The sequence below is a fragment of the Rhizobium rhizogenes NBRC 13257 genome, assembly GCF_000696095.1.
Lineage (GTDB): Bacteria > Pseudomonadota > Alphaproteobacteria > Rhizobiales > Rhizobiaceae > Rhizobium > Rhizobium rhizogenes.
In genome coordinates, this window is record NZ_BAYX01000005.1 from 130,908 (window position 1) to 152,840 (window position 21,933).

Genomic DNA, 21,933 nt, shown 5'->3' on the forward strand with positions numbered 1-21,933 from the left:
GGCCTTTTTTCTTTTGCGCAAACGTTTGTGCAAGCTTGAACCGGAGAGTCTGCCGATGTCCGAGAACACTTTCAATGGCCTGAATACGGTCATTACCCGCCGCACGACCTTGTTGATGGGAGCGGCTGCCAGCCTCTCGACCCTGATGCCGGTGCTGCCCGCCTTTGCGGACGATGCCGGCGACAACCGGCCCGAGCTTCGTATCGCCGTTCAGCTAAATCCGGTCTCGCAGGAGACTGTAGACGCGGCCAGCAACGTCGCTTTCCGCAACAATTACTCGATCCACGAAACGGTTCTTGCCCTCGACATGCGGGGGGACTTCTCGGTGAAGCCCAATCTCGGAACGTCGTGGACCTGGATCTCGCCGACCGTTCTGGAAATGAAGCTGCGTCCCGGCGTGATCTTCCATGATGGCCGCGAAATGACCGCCGAAGACGTGGCCTTCTCCTTCGGTCCCGAGCGACTGCTCAACAAGGATGCGCCGGGTTATCCCACCTATCGCACCAGCTTCACCAGCCTCGATCATGTCGAGGTGGTCGACCCGCTGACGGTGCGCTTCGTCACCAAGTTTCAGGATCCGATCTTCCTGCAGCGCCTGGCATGCTATGCCGCCTCGGTCATCAGCAAGGACGCCTGGCAGAAGAATGGTGGGAACTGGACGACCTGGCGTCAGAAGCCGGTCGGCGCCGGTCCCTACAAGGTTGAGAGCTACACTGCCAACGAAAGCGTGATCCTTGTGTCCCACGACCAGGCGCTCCGCGGCAAGCCGGCCGCCAAGCGCGTGACCTTGCGCATCGTGCCGGAAGTCTCCTCGCGCATCGCCGGTCTTCTCGCCGGTGACTATGACATCGTCACCGACCTACCGCCCGATCAGCTCTCCTCCGTCTCCGATAGCCCCGGCCACGCGATCGTCGGCGGCCCGGTTCCGAACCATCGCATTCTCTTTTTCGACAAGACCAATCCGGCATTGAAGGACCCGCGCGTCCGCCAGGCCCTGATCCTCGCCATCGACCGCCAGGCCATCGTCGATACGATCTGGAACGGCCGCACGCGGGTTCCGAACGGTCTGCAATTCGAGCTCTATGGCCCCGTCTATCTCAAGGATTATCCGGCCTATAAATATGACCCGGATCAGGCCATGCAGCTTCTGAAGGATGCTGGCTACAACGGTGAGGAAATCGAAGTTCGGTCGCAGAACAACTACTACGCGGCGGAAAATCCGGTCACGCAGGCCGTGGTCGCCATGTGGCAGGCCATCGGCGTCAATGCCAAGATGAAATTCGTCGAAGGCGGCAAGCTGTTCGAAGGCACGTCCAGCCGCGCAACCGGCAACTGGTCGAGCACGGCGCAGATCCCGGATCCCTTCATTTCCTTCTATACCCAGTTCGGAGCAGCCGGCAACCTGAACTCGTTCAAGATCTGGCAGAATGCCGATTTTGACGCTCTCGGCGCGAAGATGGAGACGGCGGTCGATCCAGCCGAACGCGCCAAGATATTCCGCGACATGCTGCATCTGGCCGAATGGGAAGACCCGGCCGAAACGGTTCTGCATCAGAACGCTGTTTTCTTTGGCATCCGCAACGGCATAAAGTGGCAACCACTGCCGGCCTTCCAGATGGATCTGGGCGCAGGCAGCCTTTCCTTCGAAGAGCAGAAGAGCTGAGCCGTTCTCAATGGCCACTCCTGTTCTTTCGGTCGACAATCTGAGCGTGACGTTTCGGACCAAGACCGGCCGGTCCCATCCGGTCAACAATGTTTCCTTTGACCTTGCCGAGGGTGAAATCCTTGGCATCGTCGGGGAAAGCGGTTCGGGCAAGAGCGTGACCTGTCTCGCCCTTGCCGGCCTGCTTGGACCGACGGCGAGCGCCACCGGGTTCATCTCCTTTGAGGACGCCATGTATGACGCGGCGGAACTCGGGGCGATGGCGCGGTCGAAACTGCCGTCTATCGGCCTGATCTTTCAGGAGCCGGTCTCCTGTCTCGATCCGGTGCGGACGATCGGCTCGCAGATCGCCGAGGCGGCGATGAGCGCCGGCATGTCAGCGAGCGAGGCGAAGGCCGAGGCGCTGCGGCTTCTGGCGGAAGTGGCCATTCCGCAGCCGGAGACGCGCTACAACGCCTATCCGGCGCAGTTTTCCGGCGGCATGTGCCAGCGCGTGATGATCGCAACCGCGCTTGCCATGCAGCCACGGCTGATCATTGCCGACGAACCGACGACGGCGCTCGACGTCACCGTTCAGGCGCAGGTGGTGGCCTTGCTGGTCAAGGCGGTGCGCGAGCGCGGCATTCCGATGATCTTCATCAGCCACGATCTCGATCTCGTCTCCGAGGTCTGCGACCGTATCGCGGTGATGTATGCGGGATCGCTGGTCGAGCTGAATACCACTGACAACATCTACGACAATCCGCGCCATCCCTATACGCGACTGCTGCTGGAGGCGATGCCCGGGCGGGGCACGCCGCTGGAAAAGCTGGCGGATATTCCCGGCGAGCTGAAACTGCATGACGCCATGCCGTCGGCTTGCGCGTTCGCCCCGCGCTGCCCGCGCGTCGAGGCGCATTGCGCGACCGCGGTTCCGCCCCTGATCGCGGGCGCGGCGTCGCTTGCCTGCTTCAATCCATGGAGTGCCCACGATGTCTGAGACAAGGTCGCAGTTGAATGGGAATGGAGCGGCTCTCGCGCTCGCCGCCCGCAACCTGCAATTCTCCTACTCGTCCGGTTTTTCCCTGTTGCCGCGACGAACCAAGGGCTTTCACGCGATCAAGGATGTGAGCCTGGAGCTGAAGCCCGGCGAGACGCTGGGTCTGGTCGGAGAATCCGGCTGTGGCAAGTCCACACTCGCTTCCCTTCTTTGCGGCGACCGGTTGCCGACCTCGGGAGAGATTGAGCTGTTCGGCCAGTCTTTCGGCAGTCTGATGAAGCCGAATAGGCGAGGGCTGGCAAAGCACCTGCAGGTGATCTCTCAGGATACGCTTGGCGCGCTCGATCCGCGCCGCACCGTGGGACATCAGATGCTGGAAACGCTGGCGATTCATAAAATCGGCGAGCCCGCCGGTCGCCACGACCGCGCCGCCGAGACGTTCAAGGCCGTCAGCCTTCCAGCCTCGGCGTTGCAGAAGTTTCCGCACCAGCTTTCCGGTGGCCAACGCCAGCGTGTCGCCATCGCCCGCGCCCTGATCGTCGAGCCGCAAATCCTTCTCTGCGATGAGCCGGTGTCGGCCCTCGACGTGTCTGTGCAGGCCCAGGTGCTCAATCTCTTGCTCGAACTTCAGCGCGCCCGTGGCCTGTCATTGCTGTTCATCAGCCATGACGTACGGGTCGTGCGCCATGTCTCGCATCGCGTGGCGATCATGGAGGCGGGTGAGATCGTCGAGACCGGCCGCACGGAAGAGGTTTTCTCGAATCCCGCGCATCCCTACACCGCGAAGCTTCTGGCCGCCGTCCCGCGCGGGCGCCGGCAGCGGCTGCGCCAGACAAATACCGTTCTCGAAACACTCTAGGGAGACCCGCGATGTTCCAGGCCGTCATCCGCGCCCTTCTTAGGGCCGCCGTCACGCTTTTTCTTGCGGTGACCTTTACCTTCATCATCCTGCGCGTCAGCGGTGATCCCCTGCATTCGCTGTTGCCGATCGAGACGCCGCCGGAAGTCGTGGCGTTGATGCGTCAGCAATGGGGCCTCGATCAGCCGCTTTATATCCAATATTTCTCCTATCTCGGCCATCTTCTGCGCGGCGATTTCGGCACGTCGCTGGTGAATGGGCAGAATGCACTGACGCTGGTCTTCTCCAAGGTTCCCGCCACATTGGAGCTGATGGGAGCCGCGCTGGTGGTGGCATTCGGTGCCGGCGTGCCGCTCGGCATCCTCGCCGCGCAGAACCGTGGTAGCCTGATCGACCGCTTCGTCATGGCGCTGGCGGTACTGATGCACTCCCTCCCGAATTTCCTTATCGCCATCCTGCTGATCCAGCTTTTTGCCGTGTCGCTGCGGCTGCTGCCGAGCGGCGGCGGATCGACGGCGGCGCATCTGGTCATGCCGGTTCTCGTCATCGGCCTCTACAATGCCGGCATCATCGCCCGTTTCGTGCGTTCCAGCACGCTGGAAGTGTTGGGACAGCGCTATATCCTGGCGGCACGCGCCAAGCGGATCGGCGAGCGCGCTGTGCTGTGGCAGCATGTCATGCCCAATGCGGCTTTGCCGCTCCTGACGATGCTCGGCTTTCTGATCGGCGGCATGATTGGCGGAGCGGCCGTGGTCGAGACCGTCTACGCCTGGCCCGGCGTCGGCCGCTTTCTCGTCTCCTCGGTGGCGCAGCGCGATCTCAACATTGTGCAGACCATCGTCATTCTCGTCACCGCCACCATGGTGAGCGCCAACCTGCTCATCGATTTTCTCTACATCCTCGCCGATCCGCGCCTGCGGCATCGGGCGGCGGCCTGAGCCGTCTTTTCGAAAGGTATCACCATGGCGAATGCCGCAACCGGCGTGGAGGATCTGACCAAGGCCAAGGCCGGGAGGTCGCCTCGCAGCGCCAGGCTGGATCTGATGACTGCGATCTGCGTGCTCGTCCTCGTCACCTTCATCCTGGCTGCCGTCTTCGCCAATGTGCTTGCGCCCTATGGCTTCGCGCAGATCGATCTTCATGCTCGCAAGGCGCCACCGCTGTTGTTCGGCGGCACCTTTCGGCATGTTCTCGGCACGGATGAGCTTGGCCGCGATATTTTGAGCCGCGTTTTCTACGGGCTTCGCACCAGCCTGCTGATCGCGCTCGGCGCATCGGCGATCAGTGTCACGCTTGGCACGATGCTCGGCCTGCTCGCCGCCTTTCGCCGTGGATTTGCCGACATGCTGATCCGGGTTGCCGTGGATTTCCAGGCGTCGATGCCCTTCCTGATCATCGCGCTCGCCGTACTTGCTTTCTTCGGCGACAACCTCTGGCTCTTCATGGGGCTGCTCGGCCTTTATGGCTGGGAGCGCTATGCCCGGCTCGTCCGCACCATGGCCGGGCTGGAGTTGGAGCGCGGCTATGTCGCGGCGCTGAAGCGCAATGGCGCGAGCACCGCGCGCACCGCATTCATGCATGTGCTGCCGAACATTCTCTCGGTCGTGCTGGTCAACTTGACGGTGGTGCTACCGGAAATCTTGCTGCAGGAATCGGTGCTAAGCTTCCTTGGCCTTGGCATCCAGCCGCCGCTGGTCAGCCTCGGCAGCATGGTGGGAGCGGGCCGCGACTACATGATGACCGAATGGTGGATTTCGATGCTGCCGGGGCTCGTGATCTTCCTGCTGTCGCTGTCGATCAGCCTGATCGGCGACTATTTGCGCGACGCTTTCGATCCGACGCTGCACTGAGCTTTCAGCAATAACCGTTTCATATCCAAGGAGAATTCCCGTGCCTTTGTCTCTTCACGCCGCCCGTCACGGATCGCTTCGCATAGCCGCCCATCGCGGTTTCAGCCGGCACTTTCCGGAGAACACCATTCTCGCTTTTCAGAAGGGCGTAGATGCTGGTGCCAATGAGAGCGAGATCGATCTGATGCTGACCCGCGACGACAAGATCGTCGTTATGCATGACCGCACGCTGGACCGCACCACCGACGGCTGGGGTTTCGTTGGAGACCAGGATCTCGACGATATTCTGGCGCTGGACGCCGGCGCGAAATTCGATCCCCGCTTTGCCGGCACCCGGGCGCCGACGCTTGCCGAAGCGGTCGCCTGGGCCAAACAGACAGACACGCGCCTTGCCATCGAGATGAAAGAGCGCGAACGCGCCGACCGGCTCGCGGATGTCATGATCGAAACACTGCGGGATATGGACGCGTTCGAACACGTCGCCATCTCCTCTTTCGATCATATCGATCTGCGCCGCGTAAAGGAAATCGAGCCACGACTGCAGACGGAGGCGATCCTGCATCATCGTCCGGTGGATATGATCAACTCCATGCGTTCAGGCGGTATCGATGGTGTCTCGCTGGAGTTGAACTACTTTCATCGCGCCGACGCGGAGGCCTTGCAGGAAGCCGGGATCGCGGTGCGCCTGAGCCTGCCGCTGCCGGAACGGATTGCGAAGTACTGGCAGAGCGGCCGGGACCCGCTCCCGATAATCCGGCGTTGCGTCAAGGACAGGCTGATTGACGGCCTGATCGGCGACGATGTGGATTTCCTTTGCATGCTGAGCAGAAGTGCCGCTGAACTCGAAGGCTGAACCGGCTTTTTTCCGGCTATGACCGTGTCATCCGCCGATCAGAGGATGGCGCGGTCGATCTCATTGCCGATTTTTTCCTGAACCGATCCCTGGCTCAGCAAAATAGTCCGCAATATCGCTCGTCCGCGCAAAACTGACACTTCAATTTCCAAAACTGAGATGTTAGTTTTGCGTTCATGTTCGATACTCAAAGCCCCTTCCTGCCGACCGGCATGCCGGATGCTGTCTCGATTGCCGAGGACAGGCTGAGGCACGCGATCATTTCCGGCGCGCTTGCGCCCGGTGAGCGGCTGTCCGAGGTTGGGATTTGCAAGGACTATGGCGTAGGGCGCGGCATCGTGCGTGCGGCTCTTGCCCGGTTGGCGCATTCCGGCTTCGTTTCGTCCCAGCCGCGCAGCGGCTGGAAGGTAACGCCGATCACCGCCATCGGTCTGCGGGAGGTGATGCTCGGCCGTCGCCAGCTTGAACCGTTGTTGGCCGATGTCGATCTGCCGCCGGAAGAATTCAGGCGTCTGGAGACGCTGTGCGATATGCATGCGGCTTTGGTTGCCGCGCACGCTGCCGGCCTGGACGAGCAGATCGCTTTGGCGCGACGCTACGAGCGTCAATTGAAGCATTTGCTGGTGACGCATTTGAGAGCGCCGTTGATTGCCGGCTGGCTCGAAAATCTCTGGGATAAATCAGAGCGTTATGTCGGTTTCCTCGAGGCGAGGGGCGGTCAGAAATTGCCGCTGGCCGATTGGAATGTCTTTGTCGATGCCAAGCGCTCGGGTCGTGCGCAAGCGGCACGCGAATGTCTGGCGGAAATCTGCGAGACATTTGCGCGATTCACCCAGGCGCGGTTTCTGGAAGCCGACGTTGTCGCCGTCGAGCCAACTTCGAAGAAGGCGAAGGCATCGGCGGCGGATTTGCCCGTAACCGTCTTATCCAAGAGCGAAATCAATCCGAAGCGGGCGAGTTAGCGCGCCCTTCAGTTTCCTGCGGTCTCCAATAATGGGAGCAAGACGTGCCTGCATTCATCGCCAAGCGTCTGTTGCAGGCCTTCGCCGCGTTGTTCGGCGTGGTGACGCTCGTCTTCTTTCTGCAGCGCCTGACCGGTGATCCCGTGCTGCTGCTCGTGCCGCCGGATGCGAGCAAGGCCGATATTGATATCATGCGGGCGGCCCTCGGCTTCGATCAGCCGCTTTATCTTCAATATCTTCGTTTCCTGACAGGCTTGCTGCGCTTCGATCTTGGCCAGTCCTATGTCCAGCATCTGCCCGTCTTGGATATCATCGGCAGCCGTGTTCCCTATACCTTGTCGCTCGCATCGGGCGCCTTGGTGGTGGCGCTCGGTCTTGGTGTGCCGATCGGCGTTCTCATCGCCGTCCGCCGCCATTCCTGGGAATCGCGCTGGCTGATGAGCTTCGTGCTGATCGGCCAGTCGATGCCGACCTTCTGGACGTCCATTCTGCTCATCATGCTGTTCGGTGTGGTGCTGCGATGGCTCCCGACATCGGGTGCAAGCGGCATGGTGAGCCTGCTGATGCCCGCTTTCGCCCTGGGCTTCCTGTCGATGGCGACCTTCGCCCGTGTCGCCCGCACCGCCGTTCTGGATGAATTGGAAAAGGACTATGTCCGCACCGGCCATGCCAAGGGCTTGTCGATGGCGCGCATCGTCATACGCCATTTGTTGCGCAACGCAGCCGTGCCGCTGGTGACGATATCGGCGCTCGAAATCGCCAACCTGCTGACCGGCGCCATCATTATCGAGACCGTGTTTGCCTGGCCAGGCCTTGGCCAGTTGACGATACAGGCAATCAGTGCGCGGGATTTCCCCATCGTGCAGGGTGTCGTGCTGATTGGCGCGGCCGCCGCCATTCTTCTCAATCTCCTCGCTGATGTTCTCTACAGCGTCATCGATCCGCGCATTCGTCTCTCCGGGAGGCAAGCATGAGTGTTTCGGCCGCCGGATCCGCAAGACTTATTCGCCGCACACCCACAGGCGTCGTGATCTCGGTCGTCGTCTTGACCCTGATCGTACTGATGGCGATCTTTGCTCCGCTGATCGCGCCGCACGATCCGAATACGCAAAATCTCCTTGGCCGGTTGAAGCCGCCGGGAACGGTGGCGCGCAACACGCTCTATCTGATCGGTTCGGATGAATTGGGGCGCGATACGCTCAGCCGCCTGATTTATGGCGCGCGGGTCTCGCTGTTCGTCGCGGTCGCCTCCGTACTGCTGTCGGGAATTTTCGGCTCCGTCATCGGTATGCTCGCCGCTTTCTACCGCGGCTGGACCGAGACGCTCATCATGCGGCTGGTCGATATCGTTCTCTCCGTGCCCGCTATTCTTCTGGCGATCATCACGGTTGCGGTACTCGGTCCCGGTCTTTTGAATGTCGTGCTGATCCTGGCGCTGACGCGCTGGCCGCGCTATGCGCGCGTCGCCTATGGTCAGACGCTGACGGTCGCCAATATGCCCTATTTGCGACTGTCGCAGTTCATGGGGGCGGGCTGGTTTCGTGTCCTTTGGCGGCATGTCTTGCCCAATATTGCTGGCGGGCTGATCGTCGTCGCAACGCTTGAATTCGGGCTGATGGTCCTGTTCGAGGCCGGCCTTTCCTTCCTTGGCCTCGGCGTGCAGCCGCCGACGGCCAGCTGGGGCGCGATGCTTTCGACCGGGCGCAATTATGTCGCAACGGCCTGGTGGCTTTCCGTCATGCCCGGTGCTGCGCTCTTTCTTCTCGTTCTTTCCGTCAATTTCATCGGCGATCATCTGCGTGATCGCCTCGACCCACGGAGCAGTTGAGTTACATGGTTGATTTTTCAGAGGACTTCAAAGGGAAACGCGTTGTCGTTACAGGTGCTGCGGGCATCTTCGGCGGCTGGATTGCCCAGGCTTTTGCAAATGCCGGTGCACACGTCCTTCTGACGGACAAAGATCCGGCCCGCCTCAGCGCCGCTACCGAAAGTCTCGCAGGCAGTGGGCATCTGGAGTTCGCGGCCGATCTGACATCGGATACCGATATCAAGGCATTGCTTGCCTATATCGCTGAAAATTGGGGCGCGGCGGATGTTCTGGTCAACAACGCCGGCATTTATCCATCCGGCTTTCTCTTAGATATCAACGCCGACGACTGGGACCAGATTTTCGGCATCAATCTGCGCGCGCCCTTCCTGGTGTCGCAAGGTGTTGCACGTCAAATGATCGATCAGGGCGTCAAGGGTTCGATCATCAACATCTCTTCCGGTGCCGCACGCAAGATGCGGCGCAGTGTTGTGCCTTATTGCGTGTCCAAGACGGCACTGGACCGGTTGAACAAGGGCCTTGCCATCGAGCTTGCCGAGTTCGGCATTCGGGTCAACATTGTCGAGCCCGGCTTTGCGCCCGGCAGCGAAGTCAGCCACCTGACGCAGGAGCATATCGACAGCGTGCTCGGCAATATCCCGCTCGGCCGTCCTTCGCAGCCGACTGATGCGGCCAATGCCGTCCTTTTTCTTGCGTCCGATGCCGCTGCCTATATCACCGGCTCGACGCTGGCGGCCGACGGCGGCAACTCCATTGGGTCGCTTGCCGTCTATCAGGCGAAGAAGAAGCCACTGTAAGTCGGGAGGAAAAGGACATGGCCCAGGATACGGTCGAACCTCCTAGCAGCTTCTCACCCTTTCCCGCCTATGAATGGCCGGAAGGCAAGAAGAGTGCTGTTCTTCTGAGCGTCGATGTCGACGCGACCTCGCCCTTTCTCTGGGAGCAGCGGGAGGGACTGTCCAATCGTCTGTCGCGATTGGAAGTCCGCCGCTTTGGCCTGCGCACGGGCATGACCCGTATCCTCGATCTCTTTGCTCGCTACGACGTTAAAGCAAGCTTCTATGTGCCTGCCGTCGTTGCAAAATCCAATCCTGGGCTTTTGCCGGCGCTGGTTGACGCGGGGCACGAAATTGGGCTGCACGGATATTTTCACGAACTCGTCGGCGACATCGGTGACGAGGAGTTCAGCGCCGCGCTCGATGCAAGCCTGGCGCTCTTTGTTGCCCAGACGGGACAAAGGCCGGTAGGCTTCCGCTCGCCAGCCTGGGAAATGACACCGCATATGCTGGCCGAGATCCGCCGCAACGGCCTTGCCTACGACTCCTCCCTCATGGGCTTTGACCACCCTTATGAAATCGACGGAGTAGTCGAGATTCCCGTGCAATGGGCGATAGATGACGCGATCTTCTTCAAGTTCGAGAATAGCGGCAACGAACGTTGGGCACCGTCCGCCGGCGCCCAGGTGCTGGACGATTGGCTGACGGAATGGCGCGCGCAACATCGCTTCGGCGGATTGTTCACGCTGACCGTCCACGACTGGATCTCCGGCCGGGCACAGCGCATCGCCATGCTGGAAAAGCTGCTCGACGCCATCACTGCCGAGCCGACGAGTTGGGTCGCCACCGCTGCCGATATCGCCCGTCATCATGCGTCGTCGAATAACCGGGGCCGCTTCGTGGTCGAGGCGGACATTCCCGCTGCCATTGGTCCCTCCCGATTTGGGCCATCACAGTCTGGAGCGCACGCATGAGCGAGACCTGGCACATCGGAAAGCATGAAACGCGCAGCAGACACGGTATGGTCGCCTGCCAGAATTGGCGAGCGGCGAAAGCAGGGGCCGCCGTGCTGTCGGCGGGGGGCAACGCCGTCGATGCGGCAGTGACGACGGCGCTCGTTCTCAGCGTCGTCGAGCCCTGGCTTTCAGGTATCGGCGGCGGCGGCTTCATGGTGCGTGCCGACGCCGGTGGCGCGGTCGACGCTCTCGATTTCAACGTGATCTCGCCCGCCGCGATCAATCCCGCCGATTATCCGTTGGTTCCCGGCCGCGATGGCGACTGGTTCGATTGGCCATCGGTCGAGGGCGATCGCAATCTGATCGGCTACAGCTCGATCTGTGTGCCGGGCGCCATTGCCGGCTTTGCCGAAGCGCTCGTACGCTTCGGCACGATCTCCTGGGCCGATGCTCTCGCTCCGGCCATCGAGCAGGCGCATCGCGGCCTGCAGCTTGATTGGTATGCAGCGCTGGCGCTGGCGATCGACGGCGCCAATCTGGCGCAATTTCCGGCGGCCTCGGAACTGTTCCTGCACAATGGTCGCGCGCCACGGGTGCCGGAGGGCGGACGTACGGCCTTCCTGCCGATGAAGGCGAAGGCGAGGACGCTGGAGAGGCTGGCTGCAGCCGGCCCGCGCGATTTCTATGAGGGTGAGCTTGCCGATCAACTGATCAAGGGACTTGCAGACGGCGGTTCGGTGCTTTCGGAAAAGGATTTTTCCGGTTACGCACCACGTTGGCTGGCGCCGTTGACGCAGGAATTCAGGGGCCTTGTCGTCCATGCCGTACCGGAGCTTTCGGGCGGCCCGACGCTCTGCGCGGCATTGTCCGAACTGGAGACTAGCCTGCCGGAGAATGATCCTTTCGGCGGGACTGCGGCTCTGGCCTTTGCCCGCGCAATCAGGCGCGCCAGCGAATATCGGCTCAAGAATCTCGGTCATGCGGCCGGCGAAAGCTGTACCAGCCATCTCAGCGTTGTCGATGCCGATGGCACCATGGTTTCACTCACGAACACGCTGCTGTCGCGCTTCGGTTCGAAAGTCTTGGTGCCGGAGACGGGCTTCGCCTTCAATAACGGCATGATGTGGTTTGACCCACGTCCGGGCCAGCCCAACTCCATCGCGCCCGCCAGCAAGCCGCTCGCTAATATGTCGCCGATCGTCGCGACGCGTGACGGCGTGCCGGAGCTGGCGCTGGGTGCGGCCGGCGGACGGCAGATCGTACCGGCCGTAACGCAGATCCTCAGCTATGTCGCAGCTTATGGCCTGTCGCTGGAGGATGCCTTCCTCAGCTCGCGCATTGACGCCAGCGGCACGACCATTCGTGTCAATCGCACAGCAGCATCCGATGTGGCACCGACCGTCGCATCCGAGTTCAACGTCGAAGTCATCGATGACACGCTCTACCCCGTCAATTTCGCTGTTCCTTCGGCGGTTCTCCGGCGTAGCGGCATCAATACCGGCATGGTTCACCCAAAGAACCCATGGGCTGCCGTTCGCGAGGCTGATCCCAGATGACCGCTCCGGTCCTGATCGTCGAAGACCTGCATATCTCGATCGGTGGCAAGACTGTCGTCGATGGCGTCGGCTTTTCGGTTTCCGCTGGCGAGATTGTCACGCTGGTCGGCGAATCCGGTTGCGGCAAGTCGATGACGGCCTTTTCGGTCATGGGCCTGTTGCCGCGTGTCGCCGCGCGAAACAAAGGGTCGATCCGGCTGAACGGCAAGGAGCTGGCTGGTCTGGATAATGCCGCGATGAAGCGGTTGCGCGGCGACGAGATGGCGATGATCTTTCAGGAGCCGGTCGCCTCGCTCAATCCGCTGATGCCGATCGGCAAGCAGATTGCCGAGAGCCTGATCGTTCATCGCGGGGTCAAGGGCAGGGAGGCACAGTGGCAGGCGATCGCCATGCTCGAAGAGGTCGGCATTCCCGAGCCGGCCATGCGCTTCCATCAGTTTCCCTTCGAACTCTCGGGCGGCATGTGCCAGCGCGCCATGATCGCCATGGCGCTGATCACCCGGCCGCGCCTGCTGATCGCGGACGAACCGACGACGGCGCTCGACGTGACGATCCAGGCGCAGATCCTGGAGCTCATGAAGCGGCTGCGCGCCGAAACCGGCACGGCGATCCTGCTGATCACCCACGACATGGGCGTTGTCGCCGATATAGCCGACCGCGTGGCGGTGATGTATGCCGGCCGGATTGTTGAGGAAGCATCGGTCGATGCTATTTTTGAGGAACAGAGACATCCCTATACGCGGATGCTGCTATCGACCATTCCCAGGCTGGATGGCAAGGCGAAGGCGCTGTTGCCGACCATCAGCGGCATGGTCCCGGATATCGGCGCCTGGCCGGAAGGCTGTCGGTTCTCGACGCGCTGTCCCTTGGCTGATGAGGACTGTCGGCAGACGCCACCGCTTGTGGCCGCAGGCGTGGACCGTCGCGCCGCCTGCTGGCATCAGGATCTGACGGGAGGGCTCGCATGACCGGGCCGCTTCTTTCGGTGCGCGACCTTCGCGTGCATTTCCCGATCCGTGGCGGCTTTCTCGGTCGTCCGGTCGGCTGGCTGAAGGCGGTCGATGGCGTCGATCTCGATATCGCACCGGGGGAAAGCCTGGCACTGGTCGGTGAATCAGGCTGTGGCAAGTCGACGCTCGGCGCCACGATCCTCGGGATGCAGAGCGCAACATCGGGCAGGATCATCTTCGAGGGCGAGGATGTGACGAGCGACGCCTCGGTGCGTCGTGCCGATCTTTCGCGGGACATCCAGATCGTGTTCCAGGATCCGGTGTCTGCCCTCAATCCGAAGCTGACCATCGGCGAAAGCATTGCCGAGCCGCTGATCATCCATGGCATCGGCACACGGGAGGAGCGCCGGCAACGGGTAGGGGAGTTGCTCGAACTCGTCGGGCTCAATCCTGGCCATGCCGACCGCAAGCCCAATGCCTTTTCCGGCGGCCAGCGTCAGCGCATCGTCATCGCCCGCGCCATTGCGCTACAGCCCAAGCTCCTCATTCTCGACGAACCGGTCTCGGCGCTTGATGTATCGATCCGTTCGCAGATACTGAACCTGCTCCTCGAATTGCAACAGCGCCTGGGCCTGTCCTATCTCTTCATCTCGCATGATCTTTCCGTGGTGCGCCACTTCGCCGATCGCGTCGCGGTGATGTATCTTGGCCGGATCGCGGAGACTGGATCGACGGCGGAGGTTTTTGCAAAGCCGGTTCACCCCTATACGGAAGCGCTGCTCAGCGCCGTGCCGCTGCCCGATCCAAAGGCACAGCGTCGCCGGCAGCGCATCATTCTGCAAGGGGATCTGCCGAGCCCGGCCAATCCCCCAGCGGGTTGCCGCTTTTCGACCCGATGCCCCATTGCCGTGCCCATCTGCCGAACGGTCTCGCCTGAACTCGAAGCGCTTCAGCCGGGTGGCCATTCCGCAGCATGCCATGTGAGAGCGCCTGATTTCCTAAAGGAGTAGATGATGATGTTTCGCAAACTTCTTGTTTTAACGGCGGTCTTCGGACTCGCTCTTCTTCCGTCCACCATGTTGGCCCAGGCTGCTGAAAAGCAGCAGATCGTCGTGGATCTCGTCAACGAGCCGTCGACGCTCGATCCGCAGCGGCAATGGAATCCGGACAGCTATTTCGTCTACCGCAATATTTTCGACAATCTCGTCACGCGCGACAATAGCGGCAAGATCGTTCCGGAAATTGCCACCTCCTGGAAGACCCTGTCGGACACGAAGATCGTCTTCACCCTGCGCGCCGACGTCACCTTTCACGACGGCACGCCGCTGACGGCGGAAGATGTCGCCTTCAGCGTCAACCGCATCATCGACCCGAAATTGGCGAGCCCGCAGCGCAGCCAGTTCGCCAAGATCGCGAAGGCTGAGGCCTCCGGCGAGCATGAGGTGACGCTGACGCTACAGAGCCCCTATCCGCCACTGCTTGCGCAGCTCACAAAGCTTTCCATCGTCCCGGAGCATGTGGTGCAAAAGGTCGGTGACCAGGCGTTCAATCTGGCACCTGTCGGCAGCGGCCCCTATAAGTTCGCCAAATGGGATCGCGGCGTTGCCGTGACGCTGGTTCGCAACGACAGCTATTGGGGCAGCAAAGGCCCGTTCGAGCAGGCAGTCTTCCGTGCTGTGCCTGACGCTTCGACCAGAGTTGCGGACTTGCAGGCCGGTGTGGCCGATTTTGCCCGTGCCCTGACGTCCGACCAGGCAGCGCAATTGTCGGGCTCGGAGACGGTCAAGGCCCTGCCGATACTGACGGAGAGAATGTCCTTCATCCGTATCAATCCGAACAAGCCGCCCTTCGACAATCTGAAGCTCCGCCAGGCGGTGGCCTACGCCATAGACAAAGCCGGCATCACACAGGGTATTCTCGGCGGCTTCGACAAGCCGGTGGCCCAGATGATGACACCGGCGCATTTCGGCTGGAGCGACAAGATTACCGGGCTTCCCTATGATCCGGATAAGGCAAAGGCCCTGATTGCCAGCGCCGGCAAGCCGCCGAAATTTCAGCTAACCGTCGGCACCTTCTTCGACCAGCGCGTGGCCGAAGCCATATTGCAGGAATTGCAGGAAGTCGGCTTCGAGGTCGAGATTTCGCAGGTCGACACGCCGACCTTCCTGCAGCTGGTTCAGAAAGGCCCGGTCGATGCTCCGACCTTGGCGATCAGCACCAATTCATGCGCCTGCCAGGATGCCGATGGCGTTATGAACTACCTCTTCCACACCGGCAGCACCTGGGCGATCGTCGCCAAGCCGGAGATCGATACACTGCTGGACGATGCAGGCTCGTCGCTCGATCAGCAGAAGCGGTTGGCGGATTATGAAAAGATCAGCCAATCCATCGTGGATGACGTGCTTGCCGTACCGCTCTACCAGATGATTGCGATCTACGGCGCTGCAAAGCCGCTGAACTTCCAACCGACGCCGAATGAAAGCTTCTTCCTGAATCGAATGAGCTGGGCCGGATAAGTATCTATTATTTTATGCAGAACCCCGCCGGTGCGATCACCGGCGGGGTTTCGATTTATCGCCCGATCAGCGGCCCTTCTGCTTTCGCCACTCGGCGAATTTGGCCTTGGGGGCGTCGCTGGTTGCCGGATAGAGACCGATGATGGTCGCGCCGTTCAGCACTTCCTCGGTGACGAAATCCTCGTAGGCGGTCATTTCGACCGTCTCGTCGGCAATCTCGTCGGCCAGATGGGCAGGGATGACGATGACGCCCTCATTGTCGCCGACGAGGACATCGCCGGGAAAGACCGCGACATCGCCGCAGCCGATCGGGCCGTTGATTTCGATCGCCTGATGCAGCGTCAGGTTTGTTGGCGCGGAGGGGCGGTGATGATAGGCGGGGATATCGAGAGCGGCGATTTCCGGGCTGTCGCGAAAGCCGCCATCGGTAACGACACCGGCGACGCCGCGCACCTGCAGCCGCGAGATCAGGATCGAGCCGGCCGAGGCGGCGCGGGCATCCTTACGGCTGTCCATGACGAGGATCGCGCCCGGCGGGCATTTCTCGACAGCGGCGCGCTGCGGGTGCTCGGGATTGCGGAAAACTTCCAGCGTGTTCAGGTCTTCACGCGCCGGAATATAGCGCAGCGTGAAGGCCTGGCCGACCATGTTCGCCTTCTTCGTCGATAAAGGATGCACATCCTGGATGAACTGGTTGCGCAAGCCCCGCTTGAAGAGCGCGGTGGCGATCGTCGGTGTGGCGACGCCCAACAGCTTGTTGCGTGTCTCGCTGCTCAGCACGTAATTGCTCATGAGATATATCCTTTGCGATCAATAAATGTCGGGTTCGCCCGGCGTCGGGCCGAAACCGGGTTCCAGGAAATCGAAGTCGCAGCCGGTATCGGCCTGGGCGACATGGCGGTTGAACATCCAGCCGTAGCCGCGCCCGAATTTTTCAGCCGGCTTCACCCAAGCGTCGCGTCGCCGCTGCAATTCGTCCTCGTCCACAAGCATGTCGATGCGGCGTGCTTCGAGATCAAGCCGAATAATGTCTCCGTTCTTCAATAGCGCCAATGGACCGCCGACGTGGGATTCCGGCGAGACATGCAGGATGCAAGCGCCGTAGCTTGTTCCGCTCATGCGGGCATCGGACAGACGCAGCATGTCGCGATGGCCTTGCTTCAGCAGTGCTTTCGGGATCGGCAGCATGCCCCATTCCGGCATGCCCGGGCCACCCTGCGGTCCGGCGCCGCGCAGCACCATGACGTGATCGGGCGTGATGTCGAGATTTTCGTCGTCCACTGCCGCCTTCATCTCCGGATAGCTGTCGAACACCAATGCCGGTCCCTGATGTTTGTGGAAGCGTGGATCGCAGGCGGCGGGCTTGATGACCGCGCCCGTCGGCGCGAGATTGCCCTTCACGACGGCGAGCGAGCCTTCGTGATAGACCGGATTGTCGAGCGAACGGATGACATCGTCATTGTAGCATTTGGCGCCTTCGAGCGTTTCGCCGAGGGTGACGCCCGACACCGTGAGGGCGGAGAGGTCGAGCTTCGAGGACAGCTTCACCATCAAGGCCCTGAGGCCGCCGGCATAATAGAAATCCTCCATGAGGTAGGTCTTACCGGTCGGCCGGATATTGGCAAGCACCGGCGTTGTGCGGCCGGCCTTGTCGAGATCGTCCAGCGTCAGGTCGACGCCGGCTCGGCGCGCCATCGCGATCAGGTGCACGACGGCATTGGTGGAACAGCCCGTCGCCATGGCGACCGCGACAGCATTATTGAAGGCGGCTGCCGTGACGATCTTCGATGGAACGAGATCCTCCCAGACCATATCGACGATGCGGCGGCCAACGGCCGATGACATGCGGATGTGGTTAGCATCCGGCGCCGGGATCGAGCTTGCGCCCGGCAGGGTAAGGCCCAATGCCTCGGCGATCGCCGTCATCGTGCTCGCCGTGCCCATGGTCATGCAATGGCCATAGGAGCGGGCGATGCCGGCTTCGACATCGACCCATTCCTTCTCGGTAATCGTGCCGGCGCGACGTTCGTCCCAGAATTTCCAGCCATCCGAGCCCGACCCCAGATATTCGCCGCGATAGTTGCCGCGCAGCATCGGCCCGGCCGGCAGGTAGATCATCGGCAGGCCCATGGAGAGCGCGCCCATGACGAGGCCCGGCGTGGTCTTGTCGCATCCGCCCATCAGGACGGCCCCGTCGATCGGATGCGAGCGCAGCAGCTCCTCCGTCTCCATCGCCAGCATGTTGCGATAGAGCATGGTCGTCGGCTTAACATAGCTTTCCGATAGCGACAGCGCCGGCAGTTCGAGCGGGAAGCCACCGGCCTGAAAGACGCCGCGCTTCACGTCTTCGACGCGGTGCTTGAAGTGCGCGTGACAGGGGTTGGCGTCGGACCAGGTGTTGAGAATGGCGATGACGGGCTTTCCGGCCCATTCTTCCGGGGCATAGCCCATCTGCATGGTGCGCGAGCGATGCCCCGAGCTTCTGAGGTCGTCGGGGGCAAACCATCTGGCGCTGCGCAGTTCTGCCGGTTTCTTCTTGCTGCTCATTGTAGTCCAGCCTTGTATTCAACGGTTGGTCGAAGAGATAAATCCGCGCGTCGGGTCATTCTTTCATGCCCCACTTCAGCAGGGTCCGGCGCTCGATTGTCTGGAACACCAGGTTCTCGACAATAAGCCCAATAACGATAACCGTCAGCAGGCCTGCGAAAACCGCGGGTATGTCGAGAAGGTTGCGGTTTTCAAAGATGAACCATCCAAGTCCGCCCTGGCCGGAGGAGACGCCGAAGACGAGTTCGGCGGCGATCAGTGTGCGCCAGGAGAAGGCCCAGCCGATCTTCAACCCCGTCAGGATCGACGGAAAGGCGGCGGGGATCAGGATGCGGAACACATAGGAAAGCCCGGTCAGCCCATAATTCGCGCCGACCATGCGCAGCGTGCGCGACACGCCGAGAAAGCCGGCATGAGTGTTCAGCGCAACTGCCCAGAGCACGGAATGCACCAGCACGAAGACGAGGCTTGCCGGCCCCAGTCCGAACCAGATGAGGGCAAGCGGCAGCAGCGAGATCGCCGGCAGCGGATTGAACATCGCCGTCATGGTTTCGAGAAAATCGGTGCCGATGCGGGTGTTGATCGCCACGACGGTCAAAATGGCAGCCAGCACGGTCCCCGTCACATAGCCGGTTATCAGCACTTTCAGCGTCGTCCAAATGCGCTCGGGCAGAACGCCGTCCGCGAAGCGATCATAGAGCGCGCTCAGTGTGTCGCTGAGCGTCGGAAACAGCAGCGGATTGTCGAGGTGCTGCGCGTAGACTTCCCAGATGATGGCGAGAATTACGATCAGCAGCGATTTGCGGAAGAAACTCGACTGCCAAAGGAGCTCAAGGGCGCCGAGCTTTTGTTCGACGGCGGCGATGTGGTTGGCGGAATCGGCCGCATCGGCTGCAAGAATGATCTGCGGTGCGCTCATGACCTATTCCCTATGTCCGGCTTCGGCAAACAGCATGTGATGAATTTCCTGCTCCAGCTTGGCGGCCGCTGCCGTATCGTTGCGGACGGATTCGACATTGCGAACCTCGGCCTTCACGCGGCCGGGATGCGGCGACAGTAACAGGACGCGGTTGGAGATCTTGATCGCCTCGGCGATCGAATGCGTGACGAAGATGACGGTGAAGCGCGTATCTTCCCAAAGTTGGAGAAGCTCGTCCTGCATCTGCCGGCGGGTCAGGGCGTCGAGTGCGGCAAAGGGCTCGTCCATCAGCAGGATATCGGGCTGCATGGCCATGCCGCGCGCAATCGCCACGCGCTGCTTCATGCCGCCTGAAAGCATGTGCGGATAGGTGTCTACGGCGCGGGTGAGCTTCACCTTGTCGATATAGTCGCGAGCGATCGCTTCGGCCTCGGCGCGAGGCAGGCGGCGCGCGGTCGTCAGCGGAAACATGACGTTTTCGAGGACGGTCTTCCAGGGCAACAGCTGGTCGAACTCCTGAAACACCATCATCCGGTCGGCGCCCGGCTTCTTGACCAGCTGCCCCTTGATCTCGATGCGGCCGCTCGTCGGCGTCAGATAACCGCCGATCGCCTTCAGCAAGGTCGATTTTCCGCAACCGGAGGGTCCGAGCAGCACGAAACGATCGGATGTCTCGACGGAAAAGCTGACGTCCTCGGTGGCGGTGATCAAAAGGTTGGGCGTCTTGTAGCGAAGCGTCACCTTGTCGACGTTCAAGAGCGGCGTACCGGCGATGGCCGTTTGGGTCGTTGTCGGATCGGCTGCGATTTTTGCCTGAAGCATGAAGGCTCCTCCAAGAATTGGATCAGGAGGCGGCATTCGCGCCGCCTTCCTGGATCAATTGCCGTTGAGATCGGCGGCTTCGGGCAGATAGTAATCCGTCCAGGCCTTCGGCATCGTCTTCAAGGTTCCGACCTTGTGGAGATGCGCCGCGAACTTCATGGTTCCCTGTGGGTCCATGCGGAATTCCATCATGTGCGGCTGGTTCAGGATCGCGAGCAGATCGTCGACGCTGGTCTTGTCGCCGCTGACAGTCTTATAGGCTTCGACGGCGGTCTTCGGATCCTTCTTGATCACCTCGATAGCGTCGGCTGTCGCCTGGCGTACAGCCTTGATGATCGTCGGATTGGCCTCGGCGAATTGCGTCGTTGTGAAGAAGGTGCCCTGGGTCAGCTCGCCGCCGATGATGTCGCGTGAGTTGACGACCTCATGAAGGTCCGGCTGCTTCAGTTCCAGATATTGGAAAGGTGGCGCCGAGAAATGGCTCTTTACCTCATGGTTCTGGTTGGCAAGCGCCGCCATCGCATCGGGATGGCCGAGCTGTACCGTGTTTGAGTCGAACTTGTGCACCTGATCATCGCCATACATCTGGGCGGCGGCCATCTGCAGCAGGATTGCCTGCGTCGAAACGCCGACGGTCGGCACGGCGATCCTGTCGCCCGGCTGGATGTCTTTCAGGGATTTGATGCGCGGGTCGCGCGACACCATGATGACCGGCTGGGCGGAGTTGGTGACGATGCCCTTGACCTTACCTCTGGTGCGGTCCCAGAGCAGCAGCAGGTTGCCGGTGCCGGTATTGACGATATCGACATTGCCGGCAAGCAGCGCGTCGGTCTGCGCGCCGCCGCCGCTGAAGGTGCGCCAGTCGACTTTGACGCCAACCAGACCGTCGGCCTCAGCTCGCTTCTCGATCAGCTTCTGCGTCTCCATGACGTGACTGACGAGATAAAGGATGCCCGGTTGGCGGGTGATGGAAATATCCGTCTTTTCGGCGGCGCCGGCGGACAAGGCGCTGGCAAGCACGAGACAGGTCGCGGTCAGGCCGCGAAGAAAAGCTCTCATCATTTCCTCCCAAAAATGATCCAAACGCATGAGATTGCGTTGGCATGGACAGACTAAAGCACTAATGTATCAGTGCATCAAGCCCCAAATTGTGTTTAATGGGCTGAGTTTTTCGATGAGGAAGGTGGCCGCGTGAAAGTGAACCCGAAAGAATTCGCCCTGGACCGTTCGCGCCAGGTCGCGCCGCAGATCCTGGAAATCCTGAGGTCGCGTATTCTTTCGATGAGCCTGCCGCCGACGACGGTATTGTCGCGGATCTCGCTGCAGAGCGAATTCAACGTCAGCCAGACGCCGGTTCGCGACGCCTTGATCCGGCTGGAAGAGGAGGGGTTAGTCGAGGTCTATCCGCAATATGCCACCGTCGTCTCCAGGATCGATATCGGCAACGCCCGGGAGGCGCATTTCCTGAGATTGTCGATCGAACTCGAGGCTATCCGCCGTCTGACAGCCGAAACGCCGGCGGAGACGGCTGCAGAACTGGAGCATGTTCTGGCCCGGCAAGAGCATGTCATGTCGCCCGAGACCTACGATTTCTTCGATTCGCTCGACAAGGATTTTCACCGCGTTCTCTTCGAGAGGGTTGGCATATTGGGGCTTTGGGCAACCGTTCGCCGCCAGAGCGTTCATCTCGACCGGCTGCGCCGACTGAACCTGCCGATGCCGGGCAAGCTGCAACAGGTCATGGCCGACCATCGCGCCGTTGTCGATGCCGTGCGGTCGGGCGATGCGGAATTGGCGGTTGCGGCCCTGCGCAAACATCTCTCTGGCACGCTGTCGATCATTGATCTGATTTGCGAACAATATCCGGACTATGTCCGCCGATAGGGTGGTGGCAATC

Annotated in this window: 22 protein-coding genes; 16 read left to right on the forward strand and 6 right to left on the reverse strand. The window is 61.3% G+C overall.

Annotated elements, in window-relative coordinates; translation table 11 throughout:
* Nucleotides 1–55 precede the first annotated feature (55 nt).
* The 6 genes from RRH01S_RS12595 to RRH01S_RS12620 are packed head-to-tail and all read left to right on the forward strand — an operon-like array spanning nucleotide 56 to nucleotide 6,204.
* Nucleotides 56–1,663: an ABC transporter substrate-binding protein gene (locus RRH01S_RS12595; protein WP_037222279.1), complete on the forward strand. Its 1,608-nt coding sequence runs from the start codon at nucleotides 56–58 to the stop codon at nucleotides 1,661–1,663.
* A 10-nt stretch (nucleotides 1,664–1,673) separates the two neighbouring features.
* Nucleotides 1,674–2,642, forward strand: coding sequence for an ABC transporter ATP-binding protein (locus tag RRH01S_RS12600; protein WP_034516509.1), 969 nt, complete (start codon nucleotides 1,674–1,676; stop codon nucleotides 2,640–2,642).
* Nucleotides 2,635–3,501, forward strand: coding sequence for an ATP-binding cassette domain-containing protein (locus RRH01S_RS12605; protein ID WP_007695845.1), 867 nt, complete (start codon nucleotides 2,635–2,637; stop codon nucleotides 3,499–3,501). Before RRH01S_RS12600 ends, RRH01S_RS12605 begins: the two co-directional genes overlap by 8 nt.
* An 11-nt stretch (nucleotides 3,502–3,512) precedes the next feature.
* On the forward strand, nucleotides 3,513–4,439 hold the full coding sequence (locus RRH01S_RS12610; RefSeq protein WP_007695847.1) for an ABC transporter permease: 927 nt from the start codon (nucleotides 3,513–3,515) through the stop codon (nucleotides 4,437–4,439).
* A gap of 24 nt (nucleotides 4,440–4,463) precedes the next feature.
* The gene (locus RRH01S_RS12615) at nucleotides 4,464–5,351 is read left to right on the forward strand and encodes an ABC transporter permease (RefSeq protein WP_037222284.1); all 888 of its coding nucleotides are present in this window, start codon (nucleotides 4,464–4,466) and stop codon (nucleotides 5,349–5,351) included.
* A 40-nt stretch (nucleotides 5,352–5,391) separates the two neighbouring features.
* Nucleotides 5,392–6,204: a glycerophosphodiester phosphodiesterase gene (locus tag RRH01S_RS12620; RefSeq protein WP_042471983.1), complete on the forward strand. Its 813-nt coding sequence runs from the start codon at nucleotides 5,392–5,394 to the stop codon at nucleotides 6,202–6,204.
* 38 nt (nucleotides 6,205–6,242) lie between these two features.
* On the opposite strand, the gene RRH01S_RS34400 is transcribed toward RRH01S_RS12620, so the two are convergent.
* Nucleotides 6,243–6,395: a hypothetical protein gene (locus tag RRH01S_RS34400; RefSeq protein WP_153510398.1), complete on the reverse strand. Its 153-nt coding sequence runs from the start codon at nucleotides 6,393–6,395 to the stop codon at nucleotides 6,243–6,245.
* Between RRH01S_RS34400 and RRH01S_RS12625 the strand changes: the two genes are divergently transcribed.
* The 9 genes from RRH01S_RS12625 to RRH01S_RS12665 are packed head-to-tail and all read left to right on the forward strand — an operon-like array spanning nucleotide 6,381 to nucleotide 15,748.
* Nucleotides 6,381–7,166, forward strand: a complete 786-nt coding sequence (locus RRH01S_RS12625) for a GntR family transcriptional regulator (RefSeq protein ID WP_034516504.1) — start codon at nucleotides 6,381–6,383, stop codon at nucleotides 7,164–7,166. The two genes, RRH01S_RS34400 and RRH01S_RS12625, sit on opposite strands and share 15 nt — an antisense overlap.
* 44 nt (nucleotides 7,167–7,210) lie before the next feature.
* Nucleotides 7,211–8,140: an ABC transporter permease gene (locus tag RRH01S_RS12630; RefSeq protein WP_034516502.1), complete on the forward strand. Its 930-nt coding sequence runs from the start codon at nucleotides 7,211–7,213 to the stop codon at nucleotides 8,138–8,140.
* The gene (locus RRH01S_RS12635; protein ID WP_037222288.1) at nucleotides 8,137–8,994 is read left to right on the forward strand and encodes an ABC transporter permease; all 858 of its coding nucleotides are present in this window, start codon (nucleotides 8,137–8,139) and stop codon (nucleotides 8,992–8,994) included. The genes RRH01S_RS12630 and RRH01S_RS12635 overlap by 4 nt, the downstream gene beginning before the upstream one ends.
* A gap of 5 nt (nucleotides 8,995–8,999) precedes the next feature.
* The gene (locus RRH01S_RS12640) at nucleotides 9,000–9,791 is read left to right on the forward strand and encodes an SDR family NAD(P)-dependent oxidoreductase (RefSeq protein ID WP_034516499.1); all 792 of its coding nucleotides are present in this window, start codon (nucleotides 9,000–9,002) and stop codon (nucleotides 9,789–9,791) included.
* A 17-nt stretch (nucleotides 9,792–9,808) separates the two neighbouring features.
* Nucleotides 9,809–10,744, forward strand: coding sequence for a polysaccharide deacetylase family protein (locus tag RRH01S_RS12645; RefSeq protein WP_037222289.1), 936 nt, complete (start codon nucleotides 9,809–9,811; stop codon nucleotides 10,742–10,744).
* Nucleotides 10,741–12,282 (forward strand): gamma-glutamyltransferase family protein, encoded by a 1,542-nt coding sequence (locus RRH01S_RS12650; protein ID WP_037222290.1) that lies wholly within the window; start codon nucleotides 10,741–10,743, stop codon nucleotides 12,280–12,282. The genes RRH01S_RS12645 and RRH01S_RS12650 overlap by 4 nt, the downstream gene beginning before the upstream one ends.
* The gene (locus tag RRH01S_RS12655; protein ID WP_034516492.1) at nucleotides 12,279–13,250 is read left to right on the forward strand and encodes an ABC transporter ATP-binding protein; all 972 of its coding nucleotides are present in this window, start codon (nucleotides 12,279–12,281) and stop codon (nucleotides 13,248–13,250) included. The genes RRH01S_RS12650 and RRH01S_RS12655 overlap by 4 nt, the downstream gene beginning before the upstream one ends.
* Nucleotides 13,247–14,242 (forward strand): ABC transporter ATP-binding protein, encoded by a 996-nt coding sequence (locus RRH01S_RS12660; protein WP_007695868.1) that lies wholly within the window; start codon nucleotides 13,247–13,249, stop codon nucleotides 14,240–14,242. Before RRH01S_RS12655 ends, RRH01S_RS12660 begins: the two co-directional genes overlap by 4 nt.
* A gap of 6 nt (nucleotides 14,243–14,248) precedes the next feature.
* Nucleotides 14,249–15,748 (forward strand): ABC transporter substrate-binding protein, encoded by a 1,500-nt coding sequence (locus tag RRH01S_RS12665; RefSeq protein ID WP_234711685.1) that lies wholly within the window; start codon nucleotides 14,249–14,251, stop codon nucleotides 15,746–15,748.
* Between the two features lie 66 nt (nucleotides 15,749–15,814).
* Here the strand turns inward: RRH01S_RS12665 and RRH01S_RS12670 are convergent, their stop codons facing one another.
* The 5 genes from RRH01S_RS12670 to RRH01S_RS12690 are packed head-to-tail and all read right to left on the reverse strand — an operon-like array spanning nucleotide 15,815 to nucleotide 21,095.
* Nucleotides 15,815–16,540: a ribonuclease activity regulator RraA gene (locus RRH01S_RS12670; RefSeq protein ID WP_012650297.1), complete on the reverse strand. Its 726-nt coding sequence runs from the start codon at nucleotides 16,538–16,540 to the stop codon at nucleotides 15,815–15,817.
* Between the two features lie 18 nt (nucleotides 16,541–16,558).
* Nucleotides 16,559–18,295 (reverse strand): L-arabinonate dehydratase, encoded by a 1,737-nt coding sequence (araD, locus tag RRH01S_RS12675; protein ID WP_012650298.1) that lies wholly within the window; start codon nucleotides 18,293–18,295, stop codon nucleotides 16,559–16,561.
* Between the two features lie 55 nt (nucleotides 18,296–18,350).
* On the reverse strand, nucleotides 18,351–19,214 hold the full coding sequence (locus RRH01S_RS12680; protein ID WP_042471989.1) for an ABC transporter permease: 864 nt from the start codon (nucleotides 19,212–19,214) through the stop codon (nucleotides 18,351–18,353).
* A gap of 3 nt (nucleotides 19,215–19,217) precedes the next feature.
* The gene (locus RRH01S_RS12685; protein WP_042471993.1) at nucleotides 19,218–20,036 is read right to left on the reverse strand and encodes an ABC transporter ATP-binding protein; all 819 of its coding nucleotides are present in this window, start codon (nucleotides 20,034–20,036) and stop codon (nucleotides 19,218–19,220) included.
* Nucleotides 20,037–20,090: 54 nt separating this feature from the next.
* Nucleotides 20,091–21,095, reverse strand: a complete 1,005-nt coding sequence (locus RRH01S_RS12690) for an ABC transporter substrate-binding protein (protein WP_080705430.1) — start codon at nucleotides 21,093–21,095, stop codon at nucleotides 20,091–20,093.
* A gap of 132 nt (nucleotides 21,096–21,227) precedes the next feature.
* Between RRH01S_RS12690 and RRH01S_RS12695 the strand changes: the two genes are divergently transcribed.
* Nucleotides 21,228–21,920: a GntR family transcriptional regulator gene (locus RRH01S_RS12695; RefSeq protein WP_034516486.1), complete on the forward strand. Its 693-nt coding sequence runs from the start codon at nucleotides 21,228–21,230 to the stop codon at nucleotides 21,918–21,920.
* Nucleotides 21,921–21,933: the final 13 nt, after the last annotated feature.

Excerpts from the sequence above, each read along its gene's own strand:
- RRH01S_RS12595 (WP_037222279.1), top strand. The coding sequence starts at position 56 with ATGTCCGAGAACACTTTCAATGGCCTGAATACGGTCATTACCCGCCGC.
- RRH01S_RS12600 (WP_034516509.1), top strand. The coding sequence starts at position 1,674 with ATGGCCACTCCTGTTCTTTCGGTCGACAATCTGAGCGTGACGTTTCGG.
- RRH01S_RS12605 (WP_007695845.1), top strand. The coding sequence starts at position 2,635 with ATGTCTGAGACAAGGTCGCAGTTGAATGGGAATGGAGCGGCTCTCGCG.
- RRH01S_RS12610 (WP_007695847.1), top strand. The coding sequence starts at position 3,513 with ATGTTCCAGGCCGTCATCCGCGCCCTTCTTAGGGCCGCCGTCACGCTT.
- RRH01S_RS12615 (WP_037222284.1), top strand. The coding sequence starts at position 4,464 with ATGGCGAATGCCGCAACCGGCGTGGAGGATCTGACCAAGGCCAAGGCC.
- RRH01S_RS12625 (WP_034516504.1), top strand. The coding sequence starts at position 6,381 with ATGTTCGATACTCAAAGCCCCTTCCTGCCGACCGGCATGCCGGATGCT.
- RRH01S_RS12635 (WP_037222288.1), top strand. The coding sequence starts at position 8,137 with ATGAGTGTTTCGGCCGCCGGATCCGCAAGACTTATTCGCCGCACACCC.
- RRH01S_RS12640 (WP_034516499.1), top strand. The coding sequence starts at position 9,000 with ATGGTTGATTTTTCAGAGGACTTCAAAGGGAAACGCGTTGTCGTTACA.
- RRH01S_RS12645 (WP_037222289.1), top strand. The coding sequence starts at position 9,809 with ATGGCCCAGGATACGGTCGAACCTCCTAGCAGCTTCTCACCCTTTCCC.
- RRH01S_RS12650 (WP_037222290.1), top strand. The coding sequence starts at position 10,741 with ATGAGCGAGACCTGGCACATCGGAAAGCATGAAACGCGCAGCAGACAC.
- RRH01S_RS12655 (WP_034516492.1), top strand. The coding sequence starts at position 12,279 with ATGACCGCTCCGGTCCTGATCGTCGAAGACCTGCATATCTCGATCGGT.
- RRH01S_RS12660 (WP_007695868.1), top strand. The coding sequence starts at position 13,247 with ATGACCGGGCCGCTTCTTTCGGTGCGCGACCTTCGCGTGCATTTCCCG.
- RRH01S_RS12665 (WP_234711685.1), top strand. The coding sequence starts at position 14,249 with ATGTTTCGCAAACTTCTTGTTTTAACGGCGGTCTTCGGACTCGCTCTT.
- RRH01S_RS12670 (WP_012650297.1), bottom strand. The coding sequence starts at position 16,540 with ATGAGCAATTACGTGCTGAGCAGCGAGACACGCAACAAGCTGTTGGGC.
- araD (WP_012650298.1), bottom strand. The coding sequence starts at position 18,295 with ATGAGCAGCAAGAAGAAACCGGCAGAACTGCGCAGCGCCAGATGGTTT.
- RRH01S_RS12680 (WP_042471989.1), bottom strand. The coding sequence starts at position 19,214 with ATGAGCGCACCGCAGATCATTCTTGCAGCCGATGCGGCCGATTCCGCC.
- RRH01S_RS12685 (WP_042471993.1), bottom strand. The coding sequence starts at position 20,036 with ATGCTTCAGGCAAAAATCGCAGCCGATCCGACAACGACCCAAACGGCC.
- RRH01S_RS12690 (WP_080705430.1), bottom strand. The coding sequence starts at position 21,095 with ATGAGAGCTTTTCTTCGCGGCCTGACCGCGACCTGTCTCGTGCTTGCC.